This is a genomic window from Amycolatopsis sp. NPDC049691 (assembly GCF_040675005.1).
In the GTDB taxonomy this organism is placed as follows: Bacteria; Actinomycetota; Actinomycetes; order Mycobacteriales; family Pseudonocardiaceae; genus Amycolatopsis.
The window spans coordinates 155,755-182,458 of record NZ_JBFANX010000009.1; the positions used below are offsets into that span (position 1 = coordinate 155,755).

Sequence of the window (26,704 nt, forward strand, 5' to 3'; positions counted from 1 at the left end):
GAAACTCGCTGACAGGCCCGCGCGGCACGAGGCATCCTCCCGGAAGATCGGGAGGGGGCCGGGTGGCCGGACGACGTGGCGGGCTGTGGCGGCACCGGGACTTCCGCCTGCTGTGGGCGGGCGAGACGACCAGCAAGCTGGGCAGCAACGTCACGACCGTCGCGCTGCCTCTGGTGGCGGTGCTGGTGACGCACGCCGGGCCGTTCACCGTGGGCGTGCTCGCGGCCGCGTCCTGGGTGCCGTGGCTGCTGCTCGGCCTGCCGGCGGGGGCGTGGGTCGACCGGCTCCCGCGCCGGCCCGTGCTGCTGAGTTGCGACGTCGTTTCGGCCGCGGCGCTCGTCAGCGTGCCGGTCGCGGCCGGGCTGGGCGTGCTGACCGTGGCGCAGCTGGTCGTGGTCGCGCTGCTGACCGGGGCGAGCGGTGTGCTGTTCAGCACGGCCTACCGGGTTTACCTCCCGGTCCTCGTCGCCCCGGCGGACCTGCCGGAGGGGAACGCGAAGCTGCAGGGCAGCGAGTCGGTCGCGCAGCTCGCCGGCCGGAGCCTGGCGGGTGCGCTCGCCCAGTGGGCGGGCGCGGTGGCCGGCCTGGTCGTCGACGCGGTGACGTTCCTGGTGTCCGCGGGGTGCCTGGCGGCGATCTCCGCGCGGGAACCACCCCGGCCGGCCCGGCGGCGGCCGGGCACCCTGCGCCGGGAGATCGCCGACGGGCTGCGGTGGGTGGCGCACGACCGGTACCTGCGTTCGCTGGCGGTGTTCAGCGCGGTCGCCAACATCGCGCTGACCGGCTACCAGGCGATCCAGGTCGTCTTCTTCGTGAACGAGGTGGGCGTCCCGCCGGGCGCGGTGGGCGTGCTGGTGGCGGCACCGGGAGCGGGCGGGGTGCTGGGGGCGGCCCTCGCCGTCCGGCTCGCGCGGCGCTGGGGCAGCGCACGCGGCCTGCTGGCCTGCCTGCTCGGGTTGACTCCGTTCGGCTTGCTGATTCCCCTGACCGAGCCCGGCCCTGGCCTGGCCTTCGCCGCGGCAGGCGGAGTCGCCGTCGGCGCGGCCGTGGTGGCCGCGAACGTGCTCGCCGCGGGCTTCCGGCAGACGTACCCGCCGTCGGGCGTGCGCGGCCGGGTCGTCGCGACGAGCAGCCTGCTGGCGAACGGCTCGAGCGCCGTCGGTGCCCTGCTCGCCGGTGCGCTGGGGTCGCTGGCCGGACCGCGTACGGCGGTGTGGGCGGTGATGGCGGTGCTCGTGGCGGCGACGGTGATCGTGGTCGCCGGCCCGGTGCGGGCGGGCCGGGACCTTCCCGCGGCCGCGGCGCGGCCGGCTCGTCAGGCCTGAGCTTCCAGGCGCACCACGATCGCCTTCGACACCGGCGTGTTCGACTTCTCCGCGACCGAGTCCAGCGGCACCAGCGCGTTGGCCTCCGGGAAGTACGCCGCCGCGCAGCCGCGGGCCGTCGGGTAGGCCACCACGCGGAACGACGGCGCGCGGCGGTCGCCGTCGCGCCACTCCGAGACCAGGTCCACCAGCGCGCCGTCGGTCAGGCCGAGCGCCGCGATGTCGGCCGGGTTCACCAGGACCACCCGGCGGGCGTTCTCGATGCCGCGGTAGCGGTCGGACAGGCCGTAGATCGTGGTGTTGTACTGGTCGTGGCTGCGCATGGTCTGCAGCAGCAGCCGGCCCTCGGGCACGGCCGGGTACTCCAGCGCCGACACCGTGAAGTTGGCCTTGCCGTTGGCCGTCCCGGTGAACTCCCGCGAATCGCGCGGCGCGTGCGGCAGCACGAACCCGTCCGGCTCGCGGACGCGGCGGTTGTAGTCCTGGCAGCCCGGCACGACCCGGGAGATGCGGTCGCGGATCAGGTCGTAGTCGGTCTCGAACGTCCGCCACGGCACGGCGTGCCCGGCCCCGAACAGCGCCTCGCCCAGCCGGCAGACGATGGCGACCTCCGACAGCAGGTGCTCGCTCGCCGGCTTCAGGCGCCCGCGCGAGGGGTGCACCTGCGACATCGAGTCCTCGACCGTGACGAACTGCTCGCCGCTCGCCTGGACGTCCCGCTCGGTGCGGCCGAGCGTCGGCAGGACCAGCGCGGTGCGGCCGTGCACGACGTGCGACCGGTTCAGCTTCGTCGAGACGTGCACGGTCAGCGAGCACGACTCCAGCGCCTTCTCGGTCGCCTCGGTGTCGGGTGTCGCGGACGCGAAGTTGCCGCCCACGGCGAAGAACACCTTGCCGCGGCCGTCGCGCATCGCCCGGATCGCGTCGACGGTGTCGAAGCCGTGCTCGCGCGGGACGTCGATGCCGAACTCGGTTGCCAACGCGTCCATGAAGGACTGCGGCATCTTCTCCCAGATGCCCATGGTCCGGTCGCCCTGGACGTTCGAGTGCCCGCGCACCGGGCACAGGCCCGCGCCCGGCTTGCCGATCATCCCGCGCATCAACGCGAGGTTCGCGATCTCCGAAATGGTCGGGACGGCGTGCTTGTGCTGCGTCAGGCCCATCGCCCAGCAGTAGATCGTGCGCTCGGAGGAGGCGATCATCCGCGCGACGCGCTCGATCTGCTCGCGCGGCAGCCCGGTGGCGCGCTCGACGGCGGTCCAGTCGATCTCGCGCAGGTGCTTGGCGTAGTCGTCGAAGCCCTCGGTGACCCGCTCGACGAAGTCGCGGTCGACGATCGCGCCCGGCGCTTCCTCGTCCCAGGCCAGCAGCAGGTGCCCGACGGCCTGGAACAGCGCGAGGTCGCCGCCGAGGCGGATCTGCGCGAACTCGTCGGCCAGCGGGGTGCCCTTGCCGACGACGCCGCGGACGTTCTGCGGGTTCTTGAACCGCATCAGCCCGGCTTCGGGCAGCGGGTTGACGGCGATGATCTTCGCGCCGTTCCCCTTGGCCTCTTCGAGCGCCGAGAGCATCCGCGGGTGGTTGGTGCCCGGGTTCTGCCCGACGACGACGATGAGGTCGGCCTTGTGGATGTCGGCGAGGCTCACCGAGCCCTTGCCGACGCCGGTCGTCGCGGCCAGCGCCGCGCCCGAGGACTCGTGGCACATGTTGGAGCAGTCCGGCAGGTTGTTGGTGCCGAAGGAGCGCACGAGCAGCTGGTAGAGGAACGCGGCCTCGTTGCTGGTGCGGCCCGAGGTGTAGAAGATCGCCTCGTTCGGGTCGGTCAGCGCCTTCAGCTCGCCGGCGACGAGCTCGAAGGCGTCGTCCCAAGAGATCGGCTCGTAGTGCGTCGCGCCTTCGCGCAGCACGAACGGCTCGGTGATCCGGCCCTGCTGGCCGAGCCAGTAGTCGGTCTTGGCTCGAAGCTCCTGAATCGGGTGCTGCGCGAAGAACTCGCGGTCCACCCGTCGTTTCGTGGCTTCCTCGGCGACGGCCTTGGCGCCGTTCTCGCAGAACTCGGCCAGCTTGCGCTTCTCGCCGTCGACCTCGCGCGGCTCCGGCCACGCGCAGCCGGGGCAGTCGAAGCCTTCGCGCTGGTTCAGCAGCCGCAGCGCCTTGACCGTCCGGCCGGTGCCCATCTGCTCGACGCTGCGCGCGAGCGACACGGCCACGCCCGGTATCCCGGCCGCCCAGCCCTTCGGCTTGCCCACCTCGAGGCGGTTCTCGTCCACGTCCTGCACCGGCGCTTCACGGGTCATGCGTTCATCGTGCGCCTCGATGATCGCCGAACGCGAACGGGGGTCACGCTTCGGCGGCGCGCAAACCCCGGTCGGCGACGGTGACGACGAGCAGGAGCACGCTGACGGCGACGAGCGCGAACGCCAGCCGGTGCAGGCCGGCCGAGTCCGCGTGCGGCCCGTAGCAAAGCGCGATGAGCGTCGAGGCGACGATCGCGCCGAAGTACTGCGCCGTGCGGAACAGGCCGCTCGCCGTGCCCATCTGCTCGGCCGGTGCTTCGCGGTAGAGCGTCGTCTGGTTCGCGACGCTCGTCAGGCCCTGGGCCAGCCCGAACAACGCCGCCAGCGCCAGCAGCGCGCCCACCCACGTGCCGTCGTGGACGAGCAGCAGCAGCGCCGAGCCGCCGACCAGGGCCACCGCGACCGTGATCAGCCGCCCGCGGATCCCGGACGCGCGTCCCGAAAACGCCGCCGCGCACACGGCCGTGCCCGACATCGGCAGCAGCATCAGCCCGGCGGCCTCCTCGGACAGCTGCCGCGTCGTCTCCAGCCACTGGACGTAGCCGAACATGATCGCGTAGATGGCCATGAAGCTCAGCGCCTGGCGCAGGTAGGTGCGCAGGATCGCCCGATTGGCGGCGAGCATCCGCAGGTCGAGGAACGGGTTGTCGCGGCGCAGCTCGACCAGCGCGAACGCGGTGCCGAAGGCCGCGACGAGGGCGAGCACCCAGCTGTCGGTGCCGGGGTCCATCAGGAAGAACAGCAGCGCCAGCAGCGTCGCCGAGAACAGCGCGATGCCCAGGACGTCGATCCGCTTCGCGGTGCGCTCGCCGCGGTCGCTCTTCGGCACCCACAGCAGCGCCAGCACCAGCGACAGCCCGGCGAGCGGGATGTTCACGGCGAAGATCGCCGGCCAGCCGAACAGGGCGATCAGCACGCCGCCGAGGGTCGGGCCGATCACCATCACCGTCTGCGCGGACATCGACAGCAGCGCCAGCACGCGGGCGGGTACGCCCTGACCGGTGGCTTCCGCGTGGTGGCGCAGCACGGCCATCGCGGCCGGGAACCCGGCGCACGTGCCCAGGCCGAGCACGACCCGCACCCCGGTCAGCCAGCCGACGGAGATCGGGAGCAGGCCGGCGATCCCGGCGATGATCACCAGTGTCGCGCCGCCGAGCAGGACGCGGCGGGCGCCGTAGCGGTCGACGAGCAGGCCGACCACCGGCTGCCCGACCGCGGTGGCCAGGTAGAGCGCCGAGATCAGCCACGCGGTCTGGCCGGGACCGGCGCCGAAGCTCTGCCCGATCGGCACGAGCGCGACGGCGATGAGCGTGGAGTTGATGGGGTTGAGCACCGCGCCGGCCACCAGCGGGGAAACCAGGCGGGCGCCGAACTTCGCGGGAGCGGTGAGGGTGGTCGTGAGGACTCCTTCTAGTGCTGGGCCACGCGTTGCAAGAGCGGCAGCGCGCGCGTGACGGTCTCCAGCTCGGCGGGGGACAGGGCGTCGGCCAGCGCCTGGGCGAGCCACTCCTCGCGGTGCTGGAGGATGCCGCGCACGGTGTCGCGGCCGCTCTCGGACAGGCTGATCACCACGCGGCGCCGGTCGGCCGGGTCGGGGGTGCGGGCGAGGTAGCCGAGCTCGTCGAGGACCCCGAGGGTGGCGGCCATCGACTGCTGCCGCACGTGCTCGGCGGCGGCCAGCTCACCCTGCGTGGCCGGACCTTCGCGGTGCAGCCGGTTGAGCACGGCGGACTGCGACGGCGTCAGGATCCCGGCGTTGTCGACCTGCCGCAGCCGCCGGTGCAGCTGCGCGACGACGCCGCGGAGCCAGCCGGCGCTTTCGGCCACGTGTGCGGGTACTTCGCCCATGCACACAGGTTAACTGTACAGTCCAGGCTGTGCATCCGGATGTGACGCACCCCCTGCCGGGAGTGCGGGTGGGTCAGTGGCAGTCGTCGATGGTCGGGACCGGGTACTTCGGGTCGTAGTAGCCCGGCGCGTTGTGGTCTTCGCCGGCCGACGGCCCGGTCGGCGGGTTCGCGTAGCCGGGCGCCAGGAAGCCCTCCCGGGCGGCCGCGCAGCCGACCGACGAGGTCGCGCTCTGCCCGCCGTCGATCCACAGTCCCTGGCTGCTCTTCGCGACGCGCGAACCGGTGGCGACGACGTAGGTCTCGTCGACGCGCAGGAAGCTGACGATCTCGTTCGGGCTCATCAGCGTCTCGGGGTGGACGTTGTCGAAGGCGTAGGCGACGACGTACTTCGCGTCGACGGCCAGCTCGCCGGGCTTGTCGCCGGCACGCGCGGTGAGCGTGCCGAACGTGCGGGGGCCCGCGTCGAGGAGGTGGTAGCCGTCGGCGATCTCGGTCAGGTAGGAGTCGAAGCCCGCCTTGTCCTTCGCCGGCTTCTCGGCCAGCCGCGGCGCCAGCTGTTCGCGCTGGTCCGGGGCGAAGAGCGCGAGGTAGGCCTTCGGGTCGTGCGAGAACAGCACCGCGGGGTCGAAGTGCGCGGCGGTGATCGCCTGCCGGACCTTCGCGTAGGCGTCCGAGACCGCTTCGGCCTTGAAGGCGCCGACCGGCGCCGCGGCGGGCGAGGTGATGCCGTCGAGGCCCTTCGGCCAGTTCTGGGCCGGGGTGTCGGCGTACGGCCGGGCGAGGTCGACGTGGGCGTAGTCCGGCACGCTCGTCGGGTCGGGGATCTCCGGGACGGCGTCCCGGGCCGGGGCCGACCGGTGGCCGACGTACACGATCGCTGCCGTGGTCACGGCGAGGATCAGCACGAACACGGCGAAGATCCACCAGCGGCGCCGGGGTTTCCGCGCGCCGCGCTGCTGCTGCCTGCGGAACTGCTTCCGGTCCTTCTTGGCGCCGAGCCAGGCGTCCGTCTGCGCGTGCTTGCGCCACTCCGGGTCCATCAGGTCCGGGTGCGAGTCGAGCAGGTTGTCGTCGTCCACGTGCTTCCCCCAAGGTCGATGCCTGATCATCGACGGCGGGGGCCGGGCGTTACGAGCCGAAGAACAGGAACGGGTCCTCGTTGACGCCGACGCCCTGGATCTGGTGCACGATGACGGCCGCCGCGACCAGGGCCACGACCAGCAGCAGCGCGAGCACGCCCGGCCACCGGCTGTGCCCGGGCTGCTGGAAGCCGCCCGCGCGGCGCTCGCGTTTGCGGCGCTTCTTGAGGTCCTTCTTCGCGCCCAGCCAGGCGTCCCGTTCGGCGTACTTCTGCCAGTCCGGGTTCATCAGGTCGGGGTGCGTCTCCAGGCGCCGGTCGTCCGGATCCTGGGGCTGCTGAGGCTGTGCCATCGGAGAGTGCCTTCCCCCTGGGTGACCCGCCGTGACGGGTTCGTAGACTTGTCCATTGTGACCGAGAACGCTCCGCAGCAGACCACCGACCTTCCGGGTGCCTGGGACCCGGCCGCCGAGGAAGCACCGATGTACGACCGCTGGGTAGCGGCCGGGTACTTCACGGCCGACGCCTCGTCGGGGAAGCCGCCGTTCTCGATCGTACTGCCGCCGCCGAACGTCACCGGTTCGCTGCACATGGGCCACGCGCTCAACCACACCCTGATGGACGCGATGAGCCGCCGCCGTCGCATGCAGGGCTACGAGGTGCTGTGGCTGCCGGGCATGGACCACGCGGGCATCGCGACGCAGAACGTCGTCGAGCGCCAGCTGGCCGGCGAGGGCCTTTCGCGCCACGACCTGGGCCGGGAGAAGTTCGTCGAGCGCGTCTGGGAGTGGAAGGCCGAGTACGGCGGCAAGATCCTCGGCCAGATGAAGCGCCTCGGCGACGGCGTCGACTGGTCGCGCGAGCGGTTCACCATGGACGAGAACCTGTCCAAGGCCGTCCAGACGGTGTTCAAGAACTTCTACGACGAAGGCCTGATCTACCGCGCCGAGCGGATCATCAACTGGTGCCCGCGCTGCCAGACCGCGCTGTCGGACATCGAGGTCGACCACAACGACGACGACGGTGAGCTCGTCTCGATCCGCTACGGCGACGGCGACAACGCGATCGTGGTGGCGACGACCCGCGCGGAGACGATGCTGGGCGACACCGCGGTCGCCGTCCACCCGGACGACGAGCGGTACGCCCACCTGGTCGGCACCGAGGTCGAGCTGCCGCTGACCGGCCGCCGCATCCCGATCGTGGCGGACAAGCACGTCGACCCGGAGTTCGGCACCGGTGCGGTGAAGGTCACCCCGGCGCACGACCCGAACGACTTCGAGATCGGCCGCCGCCACGACCTGCCGATGCTCACGGTGATGAACGAGCGCGCCGAGATCACGGTTTCCGGCCCGTTCCAGGGGCTCGACCGGTTCGAGGCGCGGCCGGCGGTGGTCGCGGCGCTGCGGGAGCTGGGCCGGATCGTCGCGGAGAAGCGGCCGTACGTGCACGCGGTCGGGCACTGCTCGCGCTGTGACACGGTCGTCGAGCCGCGGCTGTCGCTGCAGTGGTGGGTCAAGGTCGAGGAGCTGGCCAAGCTGGCCGGCGACGCGGTCCGCGACGGCCGCACCAAGATCCACCCGCCGGAGCTGGGCAAGCGGTACTTCGACTGGGTCGACAACATGCACGACTGGACGATTTCGCGCCAGCTGTGGTGGGGTCACCGCATCCCGGTCTGGTACGGCCCGGACGGCGAAGTCGTGTGCGTCGGCCCGGACGAGCAGCCGCCGTCCGGTGAGGGCTGGACGCAGGACCCGGACGTGCTGGACACGTGGTTCTCGTCGGGCCTGTGGCCGATGTCGACGCTGGGCTGGCCTTCCGCCACGGAAGACCTGGCGAAGTTCTACCCGACGAGCGTCCTGTCGACCGGCTACGACATCCTGTTCTTCTGGGTCGTCCGGATGATGATGTTCGGCGTCCACCAGATGAAGGGGTCGCAGCCCTTCGACCACGTGTACCTGCACGGCCTGATCCGCGACGCTCAGGGCAAGAAGATGTCGAAGTCGCGCGGCAACGTGATCGACCCGCTGGAGTGGATGGACGCGTACGGCGCGGACGCGACGAGGTTCACCCTGGCCCGCGGCGCGAACCCGGGCGCGGACATGGCACTGGCCGACGAGTGGGCGGCGGGCTCCCGCAACTTCTGCACGAAGCTCTGGAACGCCACCAAGTTCGCGATGATGAACGGGGCTTCGGTCGCTTCGCCGCTTCCTTCTTCTTCAGAGCTGACCGAGGCCGACCGCTGGATCCTCGGCCGCCTGGGCGCCCTGGTGTCCGAAGTGGACGGCCTGTTCGAGGACTTCCAGTTCGCGAAGGTGGCGGGCGCGCTCTACCAGTTCACGTGGAACGAGCTGTGCGACTGGTACCTGGAGCTGGCGAAGGTCCAGCTGTACCAAGGGGATGACTCGCGGGTCTCCGCCACCCGGGCGGTGCTGGGCCACGTGCTGGACACGGTGCTGAGGCTGCTGCACCCGTTCATCCCGTTCATCACGGAGAAGCTCTGGACGGCGCTGACCGGCGGTGAGTCGCTGGTGATCGCCTCCTGGCCGGTCGCGTTCGAGGGTTACGCCGATGCGGTGGCCGACGCCCGGATCGCGGACGTCCAGAAGCTGGTGACGGAGATCCGCCGCTTCCGCGCGGACCAGGGCCTGAAGCCGGGCCAGAAGGTGGCGGCCCGCTTGGCGGGCTACACCGGCGGCCACGAATCGGCGGTCCGTTCGCTGGTCCGGTTGACAGAGCCGTCTCCCGAGTTCGCGGCCAGCGCGTCGCTGGAGGTGGCCCTGGCCGACGGCGTGGTGACGGTGGAGCTGGACCTGTCGGGCACGGTCGACGTGGCGGCCGAGCGCAAGCGGCTGGAGAAGGACCTGGCGGCGGCGCGGAAGGAGCTGACCCAGACGGAGGGGAAGCTGGGCAACGAGGCGTTCATCGCGAAGGCCCCGGAGCAGGTGGTGGACAAGATCAAGACCCGCCGCGAGACGGCGGTGGCGGACATCGACCGCATCACGGCCCGGCTGGCGGCCCTGCCGGCTTCCTGAGGTCGACGACCAAGGCCCGGTGCTCCCTCGCGGAGTGCCGGGCTTTGTCGTAACGAGGTGGGAAGCTGCCAAGAGTGGCAGAGCGCTCGACAACCGTTGACTCCCGCAGGTTCGTTGACACGCGCGGTACGCGGGGGAAAGTCTGATGGTGGTCGACGACCGGCTCCCGGGGGACTCCGAGCTGCGGATGAAGCGGTATCGGTGCACGGTGCCCGGCTGCGGCAAAACGGCTCGTTCGGTCGGCACCCCGGTCTGTCCCAAGCACCGGCTGCCGATGGAGCCGTCATCGGGAAGCGGGCGCTGAGAAGATCACCTTGAGAGTCGTGCAGTAGCCACGTGCACTCGCGACCGCGGCCGAATAACTCGCGGCGGCCAGCGCCAGGAAAACGGCGGTGGTCACGGCGGTGCCCAGCAACGAGTTCCGGGCGGGAACCAGCAACGCGAGGGTGAGCCCCGCAAGCCCGAGGTGGACGAAGATCAGCGTGCAGTACATGTCGAGCCGGGTGCGGAACTGGTCGTGGTGCGTTCGGAGCCGGGCCGGGATGTCGTCGCCGCGCCGGAGCACGAGGTCCTGGGTGTCGTCCTGACCTCGGTTGATGCGATCTTCGGTCGCGCGCAGGATGTTGCCGAGCCTGGTGGGCAGGATCCGGTGCGGCTCCGGGAAGTCAGCCTGCGCCTGAGCGAGCCGGGACTCCCTGCTCACGACATCAGGAGGCAGAACCCGTCGCCACTCGAACGACTCCGCTGCCCGCTGTTCGGGCGTATCGGGTGGGTCCTCCATACGGAAGGCGTTTTCGACCAAGCGGACGAACGCAAGATCATATGCTTCCGTGTCGAGCATTTCCTTCCTGGCTGTCTCGAACGCCAGATTGGTCTGCCGCTTGAGCTTCTCCGTGACCTTCGCCCACTTCTTTCTCTTGCGCCGGACCAGCAGCCGGTAGATGCCCAGCCACACGAGCGGGCCCTTCCAGTAGCCCTCGAAGAACCGGATCGCCGAGAACGAGAACGCCTGGCTGACCAGGGCCGCCAAGACGAGTGCGAACAGCAGGACGACGAGGATGCCCAGCGGTTTCGCGGTCAACCCGACCACCGCGGCACCCAAGTCGAAGTTCCCCTGGCTGCGGAGCTGGAGCAGCACCGCGCCGCAGCCGACGAGCATGGCGGCCGGCATCCAGGCGCTCAGGCTCAGTTGGTCGAGCACCTTGCCGATGAACTGGGACAAGCCCTCGGGCGGCTTTTGTTCTTTCTCGGCAGGCTTGCTGCTCGGCTCGGCGTCGGCCACCCGGACATGATGGCGCACCGACGACCCGGGACCCGGACAACGCGCCGCGATACTGCTCAGCCGGCCTCGATGGTTCGCGCCGCTTCGATCAACGACACCACCTCCGGTGTCACTCGCCGCTCCGACGGCGTCGCCAAATACGTCTGCATCCGTGGCGTCGGGTCCCGCAGCGGCCGGAACACCACCCCCGGCACCGGCAGCAAATTGGCATGCGCCCGGTAGAACACCGTCCAGTGTGGACGGCCGAACCCCAGCGTCCCCAGCGTGTCCTGAGCCGTCGTGAAATCGCGGCCCAGTACCGGCTCGAACCCCGCCGAACGGCAACACGACACCACCAGGTCGAACAACGGCCGGTTCCGCGAAGGCGGGCTCAACCGAACCGGAAGCGAAGCCAGCGAAGCAAAAGTAACCTCGGTGGAAGCAGCCAAGGGATGAGAAGCAGGCAACGCCACCCAAACCTCATCCATCCACAAAGGAGTGAAGTCGAGCCCGGACGAAGGCCAAGAACCCCGAACGATCGTGGCATCCAGAGAACCGTCACGAACCCGCTCGAGCCGCTGAGCAGTGGGCGCGTGCACCAGCTCCAAGGAAACCGAAGGAGCCAGCCGCGCGAAGGAACCCAGCAAGAGGTCCAGCCGATCACCTAGACCTTCGCTCGTGCCGAGCCGCAGCAGCCGGAGGTCGCGGAACTCCGCCACCGAGTCCGCCGCCCGGTCGGCCGCCGACAGCACCGCCCGCGCGTGCGGCAGGAACCGCTGCCCGGCCTCCGACAGGACCACCGACCGCGTCGTGCGGAGGAACAGCGCCACCCCCAGCGAACGCTCCAGCCGGCGCACCTGCTGGCTCACCGCCGGCTGGACGATGTGCAGCCGCTCCGCCGCGCGGCCGAAGTGCAGCTCCTCCGCCACCGCCACGAAGTACCTCAGCTGCCGCAGGTCCACCGGCCCCACCCCATTCATCAGCTTTCGTGATGAGTGTACGAGCGGATTGCCCATCGATGACCGCGCGGAAGCGCACCAAGCTCGAGACATGCCTTACACGACAGTGAACGACACCCGGCTCTACTACGAGGACGCCGGCACCGGCCCGGCCCTGCTGCTCCTGCACGGCTGGGGCGCCAGCGGCCGCGTCTGGCAGGCCTGCCTGCCCGATCTGGTGCGCGACCACCGCGTCATCACGCTCGACTGGCGCGGTTGCGGCCGCTCGGACCGGCCCCTCGAGGGCAACTCCATCGCCGGGGTCGTCAAAGACCTCGCCGCGGTGATCGAGACGCTGGAAGTGGCACCGACCGTCGTCGGCTCCAGCATCGGCGGCGTCTTCGCCACCGAACTCGCCCTCGCCCGGCCCGAACTCGTGCACCACGCAGTCGCCGTCGACAGCCCGGGGTACTGGCCCAGCACCGGCATGCGCGAAACCGTGCGGGACCTCCTGACCAAGCTCGTCGACGACCGCTTCGGCACCGTCTCCGGCTGGGTGCCGGGCTGGTTCGGCCCGAAGGCCTCGCCCGCGCTGGTCGACTGGACCATCCGCCAGCTGCTCGACTCCGGCGTCTACATCGACGCGCACTTCACCGAGATCACCACCTACGACCCGCGGCCCCGGCTGAAGGACCTGAAGGTGCCGATCACCTACCTGCACGGCGAACTGGACACCCAGATCCCCGTCGAAGTTTCGCGCGAGTGCGCGGCGGAGACGCCCGGCGCGCGAGTGCGGATCATCGAGGGCTGCGGCCACATCCCGCACCAGGAAGACCCGCGCGCGTTCACCGCCGCCCTCCGAGAGATCGCCTGAACCATGCCCGAAGTGACGCTCGAAGACGCCGTCGTCCACTACGACCGGACCGGCGACGGCCCCGCGCTGCTCCTGCTGCACGGCACCGCCGCCTCCCGCGAACAGTGGGGACCGCTGACCGCCGAAGCACGAGGCCGAACCGTCCTGGCCCCCGACTTCCCCGGCTCGGGCCTGACCGTCGACGATGGCGGCCCGATCACCGTCGAAGCCCTCGCCGCCCAGGCCGAAGCCGTGCTGGACCACGCCGGTGTGAAAGCGGCCGACGTCGTCGGCCACTCCCTCGGCGCCGTGGTCGCGGCGCACCTCGCCGGCACCCGCCCGGACCGCGTCCGGAAAGCCGTCCTGCACGCCGCCTGGCCCGCGACCGACACCCGGCAGGACGCCGAGTTCCGCTACTGGCTGGACCTGCTCGAGACCGGGACCTTCGCCCGCATGCTCCCGCTGATGGCGTTCGGCCCGCGCTACTGGGAGCAGGCCACCGCCGAAAGCAACGAGCAGCTCGTCAAGACGCTCGAAGCGGCGATCCAGCCCGGGACGGCCCGCCAGATCGAGACCGACCGGACCGTCGACCTTCGCCCGGTCCTGGGGAAGATCGCCGCGGAAGTCCTGGTTCTCGGCAGCGCGCACGACCGGCTGGTCACGGCGGAACAGCAGCGCGAGCTGGTCACCGCGATCCCGGACGCGCGCGCCGCCGAGATCGACGCGGGGCACGGTGCCCCGGCCGAGCTGCCGGACGAGTTCGCCCGGTTGGTGCTGGAGTTCCTCAGCGCAACGCCTTGAGCACGATCGCCGCCACGCCCGCCATCCCCGCCTTCAGCGGGTGGTAGGCGGCCGCCTCGAAGACGTTCTGGTCCTTCCCGTTGATCCACGCCGAGCCGCCGCGCGCGCACGCGTCGTGGCCGCGGGAGGGGCCGAACGTGTCGACGAACTCCGTCGCGCCGTCCGCGTCCGCGGCGTCGGACAGCGTCGAGTTCAGCTTCTCCTCGACGCCGTTCAGCCACGCGTAGTCGCCGTCGGCGAACGGCAGCACGTCCGGGCAGTAGCCCTTGTCCGGCGCGATCCGCGGGTAGCCGACCAGCAGGACCCGCGCCTTCGGCGAACGCTCGTGGATCGCGGCGAGCACCGCCTCCACCCGCGGCCCGATGTTGTCGATCGCCGAGGTGACCGAGCCCTTGAAGTGCTCTTCGCAGGGGTTGCCCGTCGGGTCGCTCGCCCGCAGGCCCGGGCACGTCGAGGTCAGGCTGCCGAACACGCCGTAGTCGTTGCCGCCGATGCCGAGCGTGACCAGGTCGGTGTCGATCCGCAGCGCGCCCAGCTGCGGCGCGTTGGTGCCGTTGAACGGCACGCCCTGCGGCCGGGTCATGTTCGTGGTGTCCGCGCCGGCGCAGCTCACGTCGGTGAACCGGTCCGCGTGCAGCGCCGCGGCCAGCACCGACGGGTAGTTCGCCGTGGACCGCCCGCAGCCCAGCGGATCGAGCCGCTGCGTCGGGATGAACGGCCCGGAGGTGTAGGAGTCGCCGAGGGCGACGTAGCTGCCGATGCTCGCCGCGGAGGCGGCGGTGGCCGACGCGGGCAGCAGGATGGCTGCCGAGACGACGGCGGTGAGCAGCCGGGTGATGCGCATGAAGAAGACCCCGTTCTCGCTGGTGGACACGCTGCCTCCACATCTAGCGAGTACCGGTCCGCGACGAAGATGAACTTCACCCGGCAGTCGGGTCACCGTCGCCGTGCTCACGGTAAGTGATCAACGTGCGCCAGAAGAACAGCGGACGGACGGTGCTCCCGGGCAGCAGCCGGGCCGCCTCGCGGCGCACCTCGGCCAGCGTCGGGAAGTCGTCGACCACCGGGGCCTTCGGGCCGTCCTCGGGGCCGCCGTTCAGCCGCTCGCCCGCGTACACGACCAGCCGGGCGAGCGCGTTGACCGGCACCGCCGCGATCGCCCGTGCCCAGTCCGCCGGCGTGCTCGGCCGCGCCAGGGCGAGCACCACGAGCACCCCGCCCGGCACCAGCGCGCGACGCAGCTTCGCGAGCGTCTCGAACGGCATGTGGTGCAGGGACGCCAGGCAGGAGATGTAGTCGTAGTGCGCCTCGGGCAGCGGATCGGTGGTGACGTCGGCCCGCCGGTAGACGATCTCGCCCGGCCCCGGCGAACCGAGCCCCGCCGCCGCCTCGACCATCGCCGCGGAGACGTCGACCGCCTCCACCGCCATGCCGGTCGCGGCCAGCCGCCGCGCGAACCGGCCGGTGCCGCACCCGACGTCCAGCGCGATCCCCGGACCCGGCGGCAGGTGGTCCAGCAGCAGCGGGTGGTAGTGGTCGTTGTGGTTGAACGGCATGCGTCGAGAGTGCCACCGCGCCCGCACGTAGACTCGTACGGCAAGCCGAAACCCCAGGCCGGAGGAGATTCAGTGCCGCAGGATGAGACAGGTCGCAAGCCGGACCTGTCGGATCTCGACAGCTTCGCGGGCGTCGACGAACTGGGGGCGTCGGGGTACGAGGAGTCCGACGACCACGACCCGGAGCTGGACGTCCGCGACACCGCGTTCGAAGCGGGCGGCGGCGCGCGCGGCGGCATCGGCGGGGTCGGCCAGCTCGGCGACAACCTCGCCACCGGGCCGGTGCCGGACCTGACCGTGCCCGAGGACGCCGAGCTGCACGAACTCGACGACCAGGGCGAAGCCGCGGTGTACGGCGACCCGGACGGGCCCGAGGCGCGGCGCGAGCTGCTGGCCGTCGAGGCCGAGCTGAACCAGCGCTGGCCGGAGACGAAGATCGAGCCGTCGCTGACCCGGATCTCCGCGCTGACGCAGCTGCTGGGCGAGCCGAACAAGGGCTACCCGGTGCTGCACGTCGCCGGCACGAACGGCAAGGGCTCCACGGCCCGGATGATCGACGCCCTGCTGACCCGGATGGGCCTGCGCGTCGGCCGCTACACGAGCCCGCACCTGCAGCTGGTCACCGAGCGGATCGCGCTCGACGGGCAGCCGATCTCCGCCGCGCGCTACGCCGAGCTGTGGCACGACATCGCGCCGTACGTGTCCATGGTGGACGGTGCCGCGGCGGACGGCGTCGAAATGAGCAAGTTCGAGATCCTCACCGGGATGGCGTTCGCCGCGTTCGCCGACGCGCCGGTGGAGGCCGCCGTGCTCGAAGCCGGCCTGGGCGGCGCCTGGGACGCCACGAACGTCGCGGACGCCGACGTCGCGGTCATCACGCCGATCGGCCTCGACCACGTCGAGTACCTGGGCCCCGACGCGGTCAGCGCGGCGAAGGAGAAGGCGGGCATCATCAAGCCCGGCTCGGTCGCGGTCATCGCCGAGCAGGACCCCGAGGTGCTGAAGGTGCTGCTGGCCCGCGCCGTCGAGGTCGACGCGGCGGTCGCGCGCGCGGGCAGCGAGTTCGGCGTGCTGGAGCGCGAGATCGCCGTCGGCGGGCAGCTGCTCAAGCTGCAGGGCCTCGGCGGTGTGTACGACGAGATCTTCCTGCCGCTGCACGGCGCCCACCAGGCCGCGAACGCGGCACTGGCGCTGGCCGCGGTCGAGGCGTTCTTCGGCGCGGGCAAGGACAAGCAGCTGGTCGTCGAGGCCGTCCGCGAGGCGTTCGCGGAGGTCGAGACGCCGGGACGGCTCGAGCGGGTCCGCGCCGCACCGGCGGTCATGCTCGACGCGGCGCACAACCCGCACGGCGCCCGCGCGCTGGCCGCGACGGTGGCCGAGGAGTTCGCCTTCCGCCGCCTGGTCGCGGTGGTCGGCGTGATGGCCGAGAAGGACGCGCACGGCATCCTCGACGCGCTGGAGCCGGTGGTGTCCGACATCGTCGTGACGCGCAACTCGTCGCCGCGCGCGATGCCCCTGGAAGAGCTGAACCAGCTGGCGATCTCGATCTTCGGCGAGGAGCGCGTGGTCGCCGAAACCGACCTGGAGACGGCGATCGAGACGGCGATCGCGCTGGTGGAGACCAGCGACGACCCCGAAGAGCCGCTGTCCGGCGGCGGCGTCCTCGTCACCGGCTCGGTGGTCACCGTCGGCGAGGCGCGCACCCTGTTCGGGAAGGAGCCGGCGTGACCTCGAACGAGAACGAGAACGAGAACGAGACGCCCAAGCCGAAGGACCCGATGAAGGGCTTCCGCGGCGTGATGTCGGGGACCCTGATCATGGAGGCGATCACGGTCGCCCTCGCCTTGCCGGTGGTCGACAAGCTCGGCGGCGGGATCAGCACGGGCACCGGCTGGACGGTCATCGCGGTGGCCGTCCTGCTTATCGTGACCTGCGGGTTCGTCAAGCGCCCGTGGGCGGTGCCGGTCATCCTGGGCCTGCAGGTGGTGCTGATCGCGCTGGTGTTCTGGCTGCCCGCGATCGCCGTGCTGGGTGTGCTCTTCCTCGCGGTCTGGCTGTGGCTGCTGTGGCTGCGCAAGGACGTCGCCCGCCGCATGGCGGCCGGCACCCTGGCGAGCCAGCAGCAGCCCCAGCCCTGACCTCCTACGCCAGGTAGTCGCCGTCCGCCACGTCCTCCAGCAGCGTCGGGTGGCGGGGTGACCAGCCAAGCAGTTCCCGCGTGGCCGCACTCGAGACGGGCGCGTCGACGCCGTACGCCTTCGCGATGAACGGGCTGACGAAGTGCCCGGCGGCTTCCTCCGGCGTCAGGGAGACGACGGGTAGACCCAGACCGCGCCCGATCGTCTCCGCGATGTCCCCGAAGCGGACGTTCTCGGCCGTCGCGTGCAGCACGCTGCCGGCCGGCGCCTGCTCCAGGGCCGAGCGGAACACGACCGCCGCGTCGAGCCGGTGCACGGCGGGCCACCGGTTGCCGCCGTCGCCGACGTAGGCGGACTGCCCGGTCTTGCGTGCGGTGTCCACGAGCCAGGCGAGGAAACCGCGGTCGCCGGGGCCGTGGACGGTCGGCGCGAGCCGGACGACGCTCGCCCGCACGCCGCGCTCGGCGAAGCCCAGGCAGGCCCGCTCGCCCGCGATCCGGAACGCGGCGAGCCCGGCCGCGTCGGGTTCGTCCCGCTCGGTGCTCTCGCGGCCCGCGGGCATGACCAGCGTGCCGGACGTGCTGACGAACGGCTTGCCCGAACCCGCCAGGACTTCGCCGAGCGCCTCGATCGCCGTCCGGTCGCGGCGGGTCATGTCGTCGAGATCGGTGAAGTCGCCGCCGAACGCCATGTGCAGGACGGCGTCGGCGGCTTCGGCGCCGGTGCGCAGGCTGTCGAGGTCGTCGAGCGAGCCGGGGTGCGGGGTGGCGCCGAGCTGCTGGAGCCGGGCGGCGGCCGCGTCCGACCGGGCCAGGCCGGTGACGGTGTGCCCGGCCGTGATCAGCTCGGTGACGACGGCGGGGCCGGTCTGGCCGGACCCGCCGGTGACGAAGACGTGCATGGGACTCTCCCGCGTAGTGACAGTGACTGACGCTACGAACTGTACCTCGTAGTGTCAGTCACTGTCGCTACGGGTAAGCTGACGGCGTGCCACGCAGCGGAGAAGAAGCGCGCCGCCGCCTTCAGCAGGCGGCGCTGGAGCTGTACGCCGAGCGGGGCTTCGACCGGACCACCACCGCCGAGATCGCGGCTCGCGCCGGCGTCACCGAACGCACGTTCTTCCGGCACTTCCCGGACAAGCGCGAAGTGCTCTTCGACGGTGAAGCCACCCTGCGCGCGGACCTGACGGCTTCGGTGGCTGAAGCGCCCGACGGGCTGCCGCCGCTCGAAATCCTGCTCCGCGCGTTCCGGAAAGCCGGGCGGATCGTCGAGGGCAACCGGTCGTTCGCCGAACCGCGGCTCGCGGTCATCGCGGCGACCCCGGCGCTGCGCGAACGCGACCTGGCCAAGGCCGCGGCGATGAGCGACGCGCTGGCGGCGGCACTGCGCGCCCGGGGTGTCGCCGACCGGCTCGCCGCGCTGGCCGCCCACGTCGGCTGGGCGACCTTCCACCACGCGGCCGGAGCCTGGATCGAGGAAGCGGACCGCAGCCTGGACGAGCACCTCGACGAGGCCTTCGCCGACCTGCGCGCGTTGGCGGCGGAGACGGGCGGCTGAGCGCCCGCCTCCGCCGGGAGCGTCAGCGCAGGACGACCACTCGCAGCGCGGGGGAGCGCAGGATGTCGGCTTCGCAGAAGCGTTCCTTCACCCATTCACCCCGGCTGTAGAGCTTCGTCTGGTCGCTGAAGTACGGCGACGCCGGGTTCGCCGACTGCGAATACGTCAGCAACGTCGAGGAGTCCGGGCACGCGCCGCCGCGGAACCCGACCACCTGGAGGTAGCTCGACCCGTGCGCCACCTCGACGTTCCCGTGCGCCGGGTCCCACACCGGCGTCATCACGTTGAGCACGCCGAGGAAGCCCTGGGCTCCGTGGATCGGGATGCGCTCGCCGCCCCGCGTCACCGCTTGGCCGTTCCGCAGCCGCGCGTCCGGGGCGAGCCCGGCCGTGCGCAGTTCCACGAGCGCGTCCCCGAACGCCTTCTGCACGTCCGCAGAACCGACGTTCAGCGTGTTCGGCGTGGTCAGCGGCGCCTTCGGGTCGAACGGCACGGTGAACCGGTCCACGTTCCCGAGCCGCGCCGCGAACCGCTGGAACAGCAGCGAACCCCGGCTGTCGAGCGAGTACGTGTGGTCCCACTTCGCCAGCGCGTCGCAGGCGGGCCCGACCGGCACCGGGCCGGCGGACGACGGTGCCTGCCCGCCCGGGAAGGACGCGCACAGCTTCGCCAGGTCCGCGGCCGTCAGGTCGGCGAACAGGCTGTGGTCGGTGAAGAGCATCTTCTTCATCGAGTCCGTCGTGAAACCGCCCTTTTCGGCCGTGAGCAACGCTTCCCGCGTGCGCGGCGAACGTTCGGTGCCGATGTCCCCGACGATGTGCGGGTACCCCGTGATGGGTGCTTTCGCGTTCGCCAGCCAGGCGCTGTCGTTGGCGTTCAGCTCGTAGTCACGGCTTTGCTGCTGCGGCAGCCGCGACGGCGCGAAGATGCCCGGCTCGATCGCGCCGGGGTCGGAACCCCACCGGCACGACGACTTCGAACCGTCCAAAATGGCCAGTCCGACCTGCTCGAAGGTGCCCTGCCCCAGCGGGGTGCTGCACGTCTTCGCCAGCTCGTCGGTGACGTGCGGGACGACCTGGATGTCGGCGTAGAGCGCGTTGCCGGCCCGGTCGGTGGCGATGGTGTTGACCCACGGGACGCCCTGCGTGCGGCTCAGCGCCCGCACGATGTCGCCCGTGCTGCGGGCCTGGTCCAGCTCGAACCACGTGTTGAGGCCGCGCAGGTTCGTCGCGTTGGCGTCTCGCACCGCGTACGCCGACTTCGCCGTCCACGGCAGCGGCACGCCCTGGAAGTCCTTCATCACGGGCCCGTACCGCGTCGACCAGAAGGTCTGGCGGACCGGCTTGAGCGAGCCGTCGGCCTGGCGCACCTGGACCGTGACGTCCCGGGACGTCATCTTCTCCGCCTTGCCGTCGACGAGGTACGTCGTGGGGTCGCCCGGCGTCAGCGGCACCTCGAAGAGGCCGAACGTGACCGGGGTGGACACCGTGTGCGTCCAGGCCGCGTCGGCGGTGTGCCCGATCTGGACGAACGGCATGCCCAGCAGGCTCGCGCCGGCGACGTCGAACCGGCCCGGGATGGTCAGCTGGCTCTGCCAGAACCGGCGGCCCGCCTGCCACGGGTAGTGCGGGTTGCCGAGCAGGACACTGCCCTGACCGGCCGCGGTGGAGTCCGCTCCGATCGCGATGCCGTTGCTGCCCAGCCCGCTGCCGCTCAGCGCCTTCTCGACCTGGTCGGAGAGCTGCCCGGCCGTGCCCGGCGCCGGTGTCGCGCCGGAAGGCGGTGCGGCGAACAGGCTTTCGGTCACCACGCCCTGGCCGCCGGTGATCGCGATGGCGTAGAAGTGCCGGTAGAAGTCCTGTTCGGTGATCGGCCGGACCCACGCGGCGCCGCGGCAGGCCGGGTCGGAGATCCCGGACCGGCCGGTGCGGGCGAGGTAGGCGTTGAACCCGTTGACGTACCCCGAAACGATCTGCCGGACCTCCGGCCGCGGCCCCTGCGGCGCGGGCTGCGCGGCCAGCCGGTCGACGACGCCCGAGTCGTTGAGCCGCTGGAAGAACAGGTCGCTGTGCAGGTTGCTCTCGGCTTCCGACAGCGACGGGTAGCCGCCGCCGTCCGGACCGAGGTACTTCGACCGCTGCGCGCTCACCGTGAGGTAGATGTTCGCGAGCTCGCAGATGTTGTCGGTCGCCGCCGCGTAGCCGTACCCGTAGCCGAGGCCGGCGAAGTCCTTCGCGACGATGTGCGGGATGCCGTGCTCGGTGTAGCGGAGGACGGCTTTCCCGCCGCTTTCCTCGGCCGCCGACGCGATGCCGGTCCCCAGTGTGGTGATGGTGAGTGCCGCTGTCAGAACCGCCAGGGTTTTCCTGAATGGTCTCATCTGACCCCCTTGTCGTGATCGCCACGCTACCGATGGCGACGGCGCGCGGACATGGGGGAAAACCCGGGGATTCGTTCACCCGCGCGCAAACCGGCGCCACCGCGCCGGTGGGCCGCCGCGACACCCGGATCGTGTGGTCGGGCGACGTCGTCGGCCAGAACTGGGGCATCAACCCGGACCTGGGCGGCATGACGATCTTCTCGGCGATGGCGGCCCGCCGCCCGGACCTGTTCCTGCACAGCGGCGACACGGTGTACTCCGACGGCCCCTGACGGAAACGGTCACCCCTGCCCGGCGGCCGGACCTGGCGCAACGTCGTCACGCCGGAGGAGTCGAAGGTCGCCGAGACCCTCGACTTCGTGCTGGACGTGCGGACCTACCGCAACGCCAACACAGCCGACCAGACGAAGCCGGGCTACATCCTCGGCGACGCGCAGGCCCGCCGGCTGGCCGACGCGCTCGGCCGCAGCACGGCGACGTGGAAGATCGTCCAGGCGGACATGCCGCTGGGCCTGGTCGTCCCGGACGGCACGGCGATCGAGGCGGTGGCGAACAACCTGCCGGGCACCCCGGGCGGCCGCGAGACGGAGCTGGCGTGGGTGCTGCGGGAGATCCAGCGCCGCCGCGTCCGCAACGTCGTCTGGCTGACCGCTACACGGCGGCGCACCACTATTCCCCAGACCGGGCGGCGTTCCAGGACTTCGACCCGTTCTGGGAGTTCGTGTCCGGGCCGCTGAACGCGGGCGCGTTCGGGCCGAACGCCCTCGACCCGACGTTCGGCCCGGAGGCGGTGTTCGTCCACGCCCCGCCGGCGGCGAACACGGCCCCGATCGACGGCTTCCAGCACTTCGGCGAGCTGAACATCGACGGCGGCAGCGGCGACCTGACGGTGGACCCGCGGGACGCCACCGGAGCGTCGCTGTGGTCGAAGAAGCTGCACCCGCAGGGCCGTTGAGCACGGTCGGCTACGCTCACGCGCACCGACCCGAAAAGCAACAAGGAGAAACACCGTCGTGACTGAACGCACGCTGGTCCTCGTCAAGCCCGATGGCGTCGCGCGCGGCCTCGTCGGCGAGGTCGTCTCGCGCATCGAGCGCAAGGGCCTGAAGCTCGCCGCCCTCGAGCTGCGGACCGTTCCGCAGGCACTGGCCGAGGAGCACTACGCCGAGCACAAGGAGCGTCCGTTCTTCGGCGACCTGCTCGAGTTCATCACGTCGGGCCCGCTGGTCGCGCTCGCCGTCGAGGGGCCGCGTGCCATCGCCGCGTTCCGCCAGCTGGCCGGCGGCACCGACCCGGTCGAGAAGGCCACCCCGGGCACCATCCGCGGCGACTTCGCGCTGGAGACCCAGTACAACCTGGTGCACGGCTCGGACTCCCCGGAGTCGGCCGAGCGCGAGCTGAAGCTCTGGTTCCCCGACCTGTGATGCTGTGACCGGCACCGGGGCCGCGCCCGCCGCGCGGCCCCGGTTTCCCGGGGGAGACCCGATGACGACGATGCCGTTCCCCGCCCGCGAGTACCTGCCGGTGCTGCGCGAGCTGACCAGCGCGTTCGCCGAGCGGCTGCGCACCGGCGACCCGGCCGCGAAGGTGCCCGACTGCGCCGGCTGGACGCTGGCCGACCTCGGCACCCACCTCGGGAACGTGCACCGCTGGGCCGCCTCCGTCGTCACCACCGGCGAAGTGCAGCCGCAGGACTTCGAAGCCGGCGCGGACGCCGAGCTGGCGTCCTGGTACGCCGAAAGCGCCGGGATCCTGCTCGACGCACTCGCCGAAGCCGACCCCGAAGACCGGTGCTGGCACTTCGGCGGCACCGGGAAGACCAAGGCGTTCTGGTTCCGCCGCCAGGTGCACGAAACCGCCGTCCACCTCGCCGACTCGGGCAGCGGCCACGCGCTCGACCCGGCGGTCGCCGCGGACGGCGTCGACGAGCTCCTGACCGCCTGGCTCCCGCGCGTCACGCGCTGGCACCCCGCACCGTCGCTGGACGCGCCCCTCGCGCTGCGCGCCACCGACACCGGCGACGTCTGGACGCTGCACCCGGGGGAACCGCCCGCGCTCGGCCCGGCGACCGAACCCGCCGCGACCGTCGAGGCGACGGCCCGGGACCTCCTGCTGCGCCTGTGGAAGCGAACGGCGACCCCACCACGCGTCAGCGGTGACACCACGATCGCCGACCAGCTCCTCAACGCCCCTTTCACCGCCTGACCCGGCAGCTGTTCTAGACCATTCAGGCGGCGTTCACCGGGAAGCCTTCCCCCGGCCGTGCCACTGCGCTGTGCTGGTCCGGCTCACTCTCACTCGATACTGGGGTACCTGGTGAAGAAGTCACGCACAGCGTTGCCGCTCGCTGCCCTGTTCGCGACGGCGTTCGTCGTCCCCGCCCACGCCGATCCGCTGAAAGCGCCGCTCGGCACGCCGCCGGTCGAGGCCGCGCCCGCCGCGTCGTCGGCCCGCGAAGGCGTGACCACCTTCGCCGCCGCGGACCCCGACGACGGGCTCGTCACCGGCAGCGCCACCACCGAAGTCGCGCCCGGGCTGAACCTCACCCAGTTCGACCGGTTCGACCCGGCGGGCTGGATCCGCGGCGACACCCTCTCCGTCGACCTGGGCAGCAAGGTCCTGAAGCCGACGTACCTGAGCCCCGGCACGGTTTCCGCGCGCACGCCGCTTTCGCAGCAGCTCGCGCGCACCGGCGCGGTGGCCGGCGTGAACGGCGACTTCTTCGACATCAACGCCACCGGCGCGCCGATCGGCGTCGGCATCGACCGCGGCGAGCTGCAGACCGCGCCCGCCACCGGCCACAACCTCACCGCGTCCATCACCGACGAAGGCAAGGCGCAGCTGGCTTCGGTCTTCCTCGAAGCGACCGTGACGCTTCCCGGCGGCACGGTGAAAGCGACGAACTTCAACAGCCCGGTCCTCGGGACCGACGCGATCGGGGTCTACACGCCGTTGTGGGGCGCCTCCGGCCGCGCGACCTCGGTGGCCGGAGCCTCGCGGGTACGCGAGGTCGAACTGCGCGACGGCGTCGTGACCGCCACGCGCGAGCAGCCCGCGGCCGGCCCGATCGCGGCGGGCACGACGGTGCTCCTGGCCCGTGAAGCCGGGGCGGACGCCCTCGCGGCCCTCAAGCCGGGCGACCCGGTGGGTGTCACGTACGCGCCGCGCTCGGACGCCGGGAAGATCGCGGTCGCCGTGGGCGGCAACGAGGTCCTGCTCCGCGCCGGCGTCGTGCAGCCGGTCGACAACGTGGCCATGCACCCGCGGACCGCGGTCGGCTTCTCCGCCGACGGCCGGCGGATGTGGCTGGCCACTGTGGACGGACGGCAGGCCGACAGCCGCGGGATGACCGAGCTGGAGCTGGCCCGGCACCTGAAGAGCCTCGGCGCCGACGACGCCATCAACCTCGACGGCGGCGGCTCGTCGACGCTCCTGGCGCGCACCGAGGGCGAAGCCGCGCCGAGCGTCCGGAACTCGCCGTCCGACGGCGGGGAACGCCTGGTGCCCAACGGGATCGGCTTCGCGACCGTGCCGGGCAGCGGCAGGCTCACGGCCTTCTCCCCGGCGCCCGCCGTGGCGACCGGCGACGCGAACCGCGTGCTGACCGGGCTGACCCGGCACCTGGTCGCCGACGGCCACGACGAAACCGGCGCCGCCGTCGCTGCCGACCCGCGCTGGAGCACGTCCGACCCGCGGCGGGCCACCGCGACCCACGGGGTCGTCACCGGCCACGCGGCCGGCGGCGTCGACGTCGTCGCCCGATCCGGCCGCGCGTCCGGCAAGACGACGCTTTCGGTGCTGGGCAAGGCGGTCCGGCTGGGCACGAGCACCGAGCAGGTCGCGCTGTCGGCCGCGGGCGCGAAGAGCACGTTCAAGGTCTACGGCTACGACGCGGACGGCTACGGCACCTGGCTGGAACCCGACGACGTCAAGCTCGACTACGACCACTCCGTCGTGCGGGTCGAGCCGTCGGGCGACGGCTACGAGGTGACCGCGCTGACCGCGTCCGGCGCGTCGGCGATCACCGCTTCGGCCGCGGGCCTGACCACGCACCTGGCCGCTTCGGTCGGCACGGTGCCGCAGGTCGCGGCCTCGCTGGACGGGCCGGCCGGCTGGAGCGCGACGGTGTACCCGGCGGTCGTCGGCGCGGCGCTGTCCGCGGCGCCCGGGCGGGACGGCGGCGCCGGGCTCGCGCTGGACTACCGGCTCACCGGCACGACCGCGACGCGCGCCGCGTACGTGACACCCGCGTCGCCGCTCCCGGTTCCTTCGGGAACGCAGAAGATCGGGTTGTGGGTGAACGGCGACGCCAAGGGCGCGTGGCTGCGCGCCGAACTGCGCGACGCCGCCAACGTGGCGTCCATTGTGGACCTTTCGCTGAGCGTCGACTGGACGGGCTGGCGGTACGTCACGGCCGCGGTCCCGGCCGGGCTGCCCGACGGCCAGCGCCTGGCTCGCTTCTACGCCGTCGAAAACGTGCCGGACCAGCAGTACGAGGGCCACCTCGTGTTCGACGACCTGACCTTCGAGGTGGCGCCGACCGCGACCGTGCCCGCCGACCCCGCCCCGCACGACCCGGCCCTGGCCACCGACGGTGTCTTGACCGGCGGCCTGCGCGTCGCGGTCGTCAGCGACGCTCAGTTCACCGCGGACGACCCGGCGGGCCCGCTGGTCGCGCAGGCCCGGCGGGCACTGCGGGAAGCCGTCGCGGCGAAACCGGACCTGGTGCTGATCAACGGCGACTTCGTCGACCGCGGCACGGCACCCGACTTCGTGCTCGCCCGGCAGGTCGTCACCGAGGAACTCGAGGGCAAGGTGCCCTGGTACTACGTGCCGGGCAACCACGAGGCCGAGGGTGGCAACGGCCTGGCCAACTTCCAGGCCGCGTTCGGCGGCACCCACCAGGTCGTCGACGTGCACGGCATCCGGCTGGTGCTCCTCGACTCGTCGCGCGGTTCGCTGCGGGCGGGCGGGTTCGACCAGGTCCGGATGTTGCGGTCGGCGTTGGACTCCGCGGCGGCCGACCGCTCGATCCGCGGGGTCGTCGTCGCGATGCACCACCCGGTGCGGGACCCGAGCCCGACCGGGAACTCCCAGCTCGGCGACCGGAAGGAAGCCACGCTGCTGACCCAGTGGCTGACCGGGTTCGAGCAGGCGTCCGGCAAACCGGCCGCTTCGGTGGCTTCGCACGCGGGCGTGTTCTCGCTGTCGCGCGTGGACGGCGTGCCGTACCTGGTCAACGGCAATTCGGGCAAGGCACCCGCGGCCGCGCCCGGCGACGGTGGGTTCGTCGGCTGGACGCTGCTGCGCGTCGACCCGGCCGACCGCGCCCAGCCGGTGCGGTTCGAGACGCGGCCGAACGTCGACTCGCTCTCCCTCGCGGGGCCGTCTTCGATGGTTCGCGGCGAACGCGCGGTCGTCCGCGCTTCGGTGCGGCAGGGCACCCGGGACGTGCCGGTGGCCTACCCGGTGAGCGCGGACTGGACGGTCGGCTGGGGTGTCGTGGCGTTCGATCCCGCTTCGGGGGTCCTGACGGCGTTGCGGCCCGGTGTCGCCCGGCTTTCGGTCACGGTCAACGGGGTGACGCAGTCGCTGGTCGTGACCGTGCGCGGCTAAACCGTTCGGTTTTTGTCGGTGC

General features: G+C 71.8%; 21 protein-coding genes and 1 pseudogene. 11 read left to right on the plus strand and 11 right to left on the minus strand.

Annotation, left to right across the window (positions count from 1 at the left end; genetic code table 11):
• Window positions 1–62 precede the first annotated feature (62 nt).
• Window positions 63–1,325: an MFS transporter gene (locus tag AB0J40_RS22000; RefSeq protein ID WP_364455918.1), complete on the plus strand. Its 1,263-nt coding sequence runs from the start codon at window positions 63–65 to the stop codon at window positions 1,323–1,325.
• On the opposite strand, the gene AB0J40_RS22005 is transcribed toward AB0J40_RS22000, so the two are convergent.
• From AB0J40_RS22005 to AB0J40_RS22025, 5 genes are all read right to left on the minus strand, one after another.
• Window positions 1,316–3,622 (minus strand): FdhF/YdeP family oxidoreductase, encoded by a 2,307-nt coding sequence (locus AB0J40_RS22005; RefSeq protein ID WP_364455920.1) that lies wholly within the window; start codon window positions 3,620–3,622, stop codon window positions 1,316–1,318. The genes AB0J40_RS22000 and AB0J40_RS22005 overlap by 10 nt on opposite strands.
• Before the next feature lie 43 nt (window positions 3,623–3,665).
• Entirely contained in the window at window positions 3,666–4,967 is a 1,302-nt protein-coding gene (locus AB0J40_RS22010; protein WP_364455922.1) for an MFS transporter, read from the minus strand.
• A 65-nt stretch (window positions 4,968–5,032) separates the two neighbouring features.
• Window positions 5,033–5,470 carry a MarR family transcriptional regulator gene (locus tag AB0J40_RS22015; RefSeq protein ID WP_364455923.1) on the minus strand — a complete coding sequence of 146 codons (438 nt, stop codon included), beginning with the start codon at window positions 5,468–5,470 and terminating at the stop codon, window positions 5,033–5,035.
• 73 nt (window positions 5,471–5,543) lie between these two features.
• Window positions 5,544–6,551: a hypothetical protein gene (locus tag AB0J40_RS22020; protein ID WP_364455925.1), complete on the minus strand. Its 1,008-nt coding sequence runs from the start codon at window positions 6,549–6,551 to the stop codon at window positions 5,544–5,546.
• A 49-nt stretch (window positions 6,552–6,600) separates the two neighbouring features.
• On the minus strand, window positions 6,601–6,903 hold the full coding sequence (locus tag AB0J40_RS22025; RefSeq protein ID WP_364455926.1) for a hypothetical protein: 303 nt from the start codon (window positions 6,901–6,903) through the stop codon (window positions 6,601–6,603).
• 57 nt (window positions 6,904–6,960) lie between these two features.
• Here AB0J40_RS22025 and AB0J40_RS22030 point away from each other — a divergent pair, with 57 nt between their 5' ends.
• Window positions 6,961–9,582, plus strand: a complete 2,622-nt coding sequence (locus AB0J40_RS22030; protein WP_364455928.1) for a valine--tRNA ligase — start codon at window positions 6,961–6,963, stop codon at window positions 9,580–9,582.
• Window positions 9,583–9,865: 283 nt separating this feature from the next.
• On the opposite strand, the gene AB0J40_RS22035 is transcribed toward AB0J40_RS22030, so the two are convergent.
• Together AB0J40_RS22035 and AB0J40_RS22040 are read right to left on the minus strand one after the other, a co-directional pair.
• On the minus strand, window positions 9,866–10,864 hold the full coding sequence (locus AB0J40_RS22035; protein WP_364455930.1) for a hypothetical protein: 999 nt from the start codon (window positions 10,862–10,864) through the stop codon (window positions 9,866–9,868).
• 56 nt (window positions 10,865–10,920) lie between these two features.
• A complete protein-coding gene (locus tag AB0J40_RS22040) occupies window positions 10,921–11,805 on the minus strand; it encodes a LysR family transcriptional regulator (RefSeq protein WP_364455932.1) in 885 nt (294 codons plus the stop codon).
• A gap of 88 nt (window positions 11,806–11,893) precedes the next feature.
• Between AB0J40_RS22040 and AB0J40_RS22045 the strand changes: the two genes are divergently transcribed.
• The gene (locus tag AB0J40_RS22045) at window positions 11,894–12,655 is read left to right on the plus strand and encodes an alpha/beta hydrolase (RefSeq protein ID WP_364455934.1); all 762 of its coding nucleotides are present in this window, start codon (window positions 11,894–11,896) and stop codon (window positions 12,653–12,655) included.
• 3 nt (window positions 12,656–12,658) lie between these two features.
• A complete protein-coding gene (locus tag AB0J40_RS22050; protein WP_364455936.1) occupies window positions 12,659–13,435 on the plus strand; it encodes an alpha/beta hydrolase in 777 nt (258 codons plus the stop codon).
• Here AB0J40_RS22050 and AB0J40_RS22055 read toward each other — a convergent pair.
• Both AB0J40_RS22055 and AB0J40_RS22060 read right to left on the minus strand, forming a co-directional pair.
• Entirely contained in the window at window positions 13,419–14,279 is an 861-nt protein-coding gene (locus AB0J40_RS22055; RefSeq protein ID WP_364456285.1) for an SGNH/GDSL hydrolase family protein, read from the minus strand. The genes AB0J40_RS22050 and AB0J40_RS22055 overlap by 17 nt on opposite strands.
• A 76-nt stretch (window positions 14,280–14,355) precedes the next feature.
• The gene (locus tag AB0J40_RS22060; RefSeq protein ID WP_364455937.1) at window positions 14,356–14,991 is read right to left on the minus strand and encodes a class I SAM-dependent methyltransferase; all 636 of its coding nucleotides are present in this window, start codon (window positions 14,989–14,991) and stop codon (window positions 14,356–14,358) included.
• Between the two features lie 72 nt (window positions 14,992–15,063).
• Here AB0J40_RS22060 and AB0J40_RS22065 point away from each other — a divergent pair, with 72 nt between their 5' ends.
• Both AB0J40_RS22065 and AB0J40_RS22070 read left to right on the plus strand, forming a co-directional pair.
• On the plus strand, window positions 15,064–16,719 hold the full coding sequence (locus AB0J40_RS22065; RefSeq protein ID WP_364455939.1) for a folylpolyglutamate synthase/dihydrofolate synthase family protein: 1,656 nt from the start codon (window positions 15,064–15,066) through the stop codon (window positions 16,717–16,719).
• Window positions 16,720–16,769: 50 nt separating this feature from the next.
• Window positions 16,770–17,129, plus strand: coding sequence for a DUF4233 domain-containing protein (locus AB0J40_RS22070; RefSeq protein ID WP_364456287.1), 360 nt, complete (start codon window positions 16,770–16,772; stop codon window positions 17,127–17,129).
• Window positions 17,130–17,133: 4 nt separating this feature from the next.
• Here the strand turns inward: AB0J40_RS22070 and AB0J40_RS22075 are convergent, their stop codons facing one another.
• Entirely contained in the window at window positions 17,134–18,030 is an 897-nt protein-coding gene (locus AB0J40_RS22075) for an SDR family oxidoreductase (RefSeq protein ID WP_364455941.1), read from the minus strand.
• Between the two features lie 86 nt (window positions 18,031–18,116).
• On the opposite strand from AB0J40_RS22075, the gene AB0J40_RS22080 reads away from it, so the two are divergent.
• On the plus strand, window positions 18,117–18,686 hold the full coding sequence (locus AB0J40_RS22080; RefSeq protein WP_364455943.1) for a TetR family transcriptional regulator: 570 nt from the start codon (window positions 18,117–18,119) through the stop codon (window positions 18,684–18,686).
• Between the two features lie 22 nt (window positions 18,687–18,708).
• Here AB0J40_RS22080 and AB0J40_RS22085 read toward each other — a convergent pair whose 3' ends face one another.
• Entirely contained in the window at window positions 18,709–21,066 is a 2,358-nt protein-coding gene (locus tag AB0J40_RS22085; RefSeq protein ID WP_364455944.1) for a penicillin acylase family protein, read from the minus strand.
• A gap of 89 nt (window positions 21,067–21,155) precedes the next feature.
• Between AB0J40_RS22085 and AB0J40_RS22090 the strand changes: the two are divergent.
• From AB0J40_RS22090 to AB0J40_RS22105, 4 genes and pseudogenes are all read left to right on the plus strand, one after another.
• Window positions 21,156–22,021: pseudogene (locus AB0J40_RS22090) on the plus strand (alkaline phosphatase D family protein); the annotation flags it as partial.
• A gap of 58 nt (window positions 22,022–22,079) precedes the next feature.
• Entirely contained in the window at window positions 22,080–22,490 is a 411-nt protein-coding gene (gene ndk / locus AB0J40_RS22095) for a nucleoside-diphosphate kinase (protein WP_043777641.1), read from the plus strand.
• Window positions 22,491–22,551: 61 nt separating this feature from the next.
• Complete coding sequence (locus AB0J40_RS22100) at window positions 22,552–23,271, plus strand: maleylpyruvate isomerase family mycothiol-dependent enzyme (protein ID WP_364455946.1); 720 nt, start codon at window positions 22,552–22,554, stop codon at window positions 23,269–23,271.
• Window positions 23,272–23,403: 132 nt separating this feature from the next.
• A complete protein-coding gene (locus AB0J40_RS22105) occupies window positions 23,404–26,682 on the plus strand; it encodes a phosphodiester glycosidase family protein (protein ID WP_364456289.1) in 3,279 nt (1,092 codons plus the stop codon).
• Window positions 26,683–26,704: the final 22 nt, after the last annotated feature.

Coding starts and splice junctions, on each gene's coding strand:
- AB0J40_RS22025 (WP_364455926.1), bottom strand. CDS start 6,903: ATGGCACAGCCTCAGCAGCCCCAGGATCCGGACGACCGGCGCCTGGAG.
- AB0J40_RS22005 (WP_364455920.1), bottom strand. CDS start 3,622: ATGACCCGTGAAGCGCCGGTGCAGGACGTGGACGAGAACCGCCTCGAG.
- AB0J40_RS22045 (WP_364455934.1), top strand. CDS start 11,894: ATGCCTTACACGACAGTGAACGACACCCGGCTCTACTACGAGGACGCC.
- AB0J40_RS22060 (WP_364455937.1), bottom strand. CDS start 14,991: ATGCCGTTCAACCACAACGACCACTACCACCCGCTGCTGCTGGACCAC.
- AB0J40_RS22015 (WP_364455923.1), bottom strand. CDS start 5,470: ATGGGCGAAGTACCCGCACACGTGGCCGAAAGCGCCGGCTGGCTCCGC.
- AB0J40_RS22085 (WP_364455944.1), bottom strand. CDS start 21,066: ATGAGACCATTCAGGAAAACCCTGGCGGTTCTGACAGCGGCACTCACC.
- AB0J40_RS22070 (WP_364456287.1), top strand. CDS start 16,770: ATGAAGGGCTTCCGCGGCGTGATGTCGGGGACCCTGATCATGGAGGCG.
- AB0J40_RS22055 (WP_364456285.1), bottom strand. CDS start 14,279: ATGCGCATCACCCGGCTGCTCACCGCCGTCGTCTCGGCAGCCATCCTG.
- AB0J40_RS22075 (WP_364455941.1), bottom strand. CDS start 18,030: ATGCACGTCTTCGTCACCGGCGGGTCCGGCCAGACCGGCCCCGCCGTC.
- AB0J40_RS22100 (WP_364455946.1), top strand. CDS start 22,552: ATGACGACGATGCCGTTCCCCGCCCGCGAGTACCTGCCGGTGCTGCGC.
- AB0J40_RS22050 (WP_364455936.1), top strand. CDS start 12,659: ATGCCCGAAGTGACGCTCGAAGACGCCGTCGTCCACTACGACCGGACC.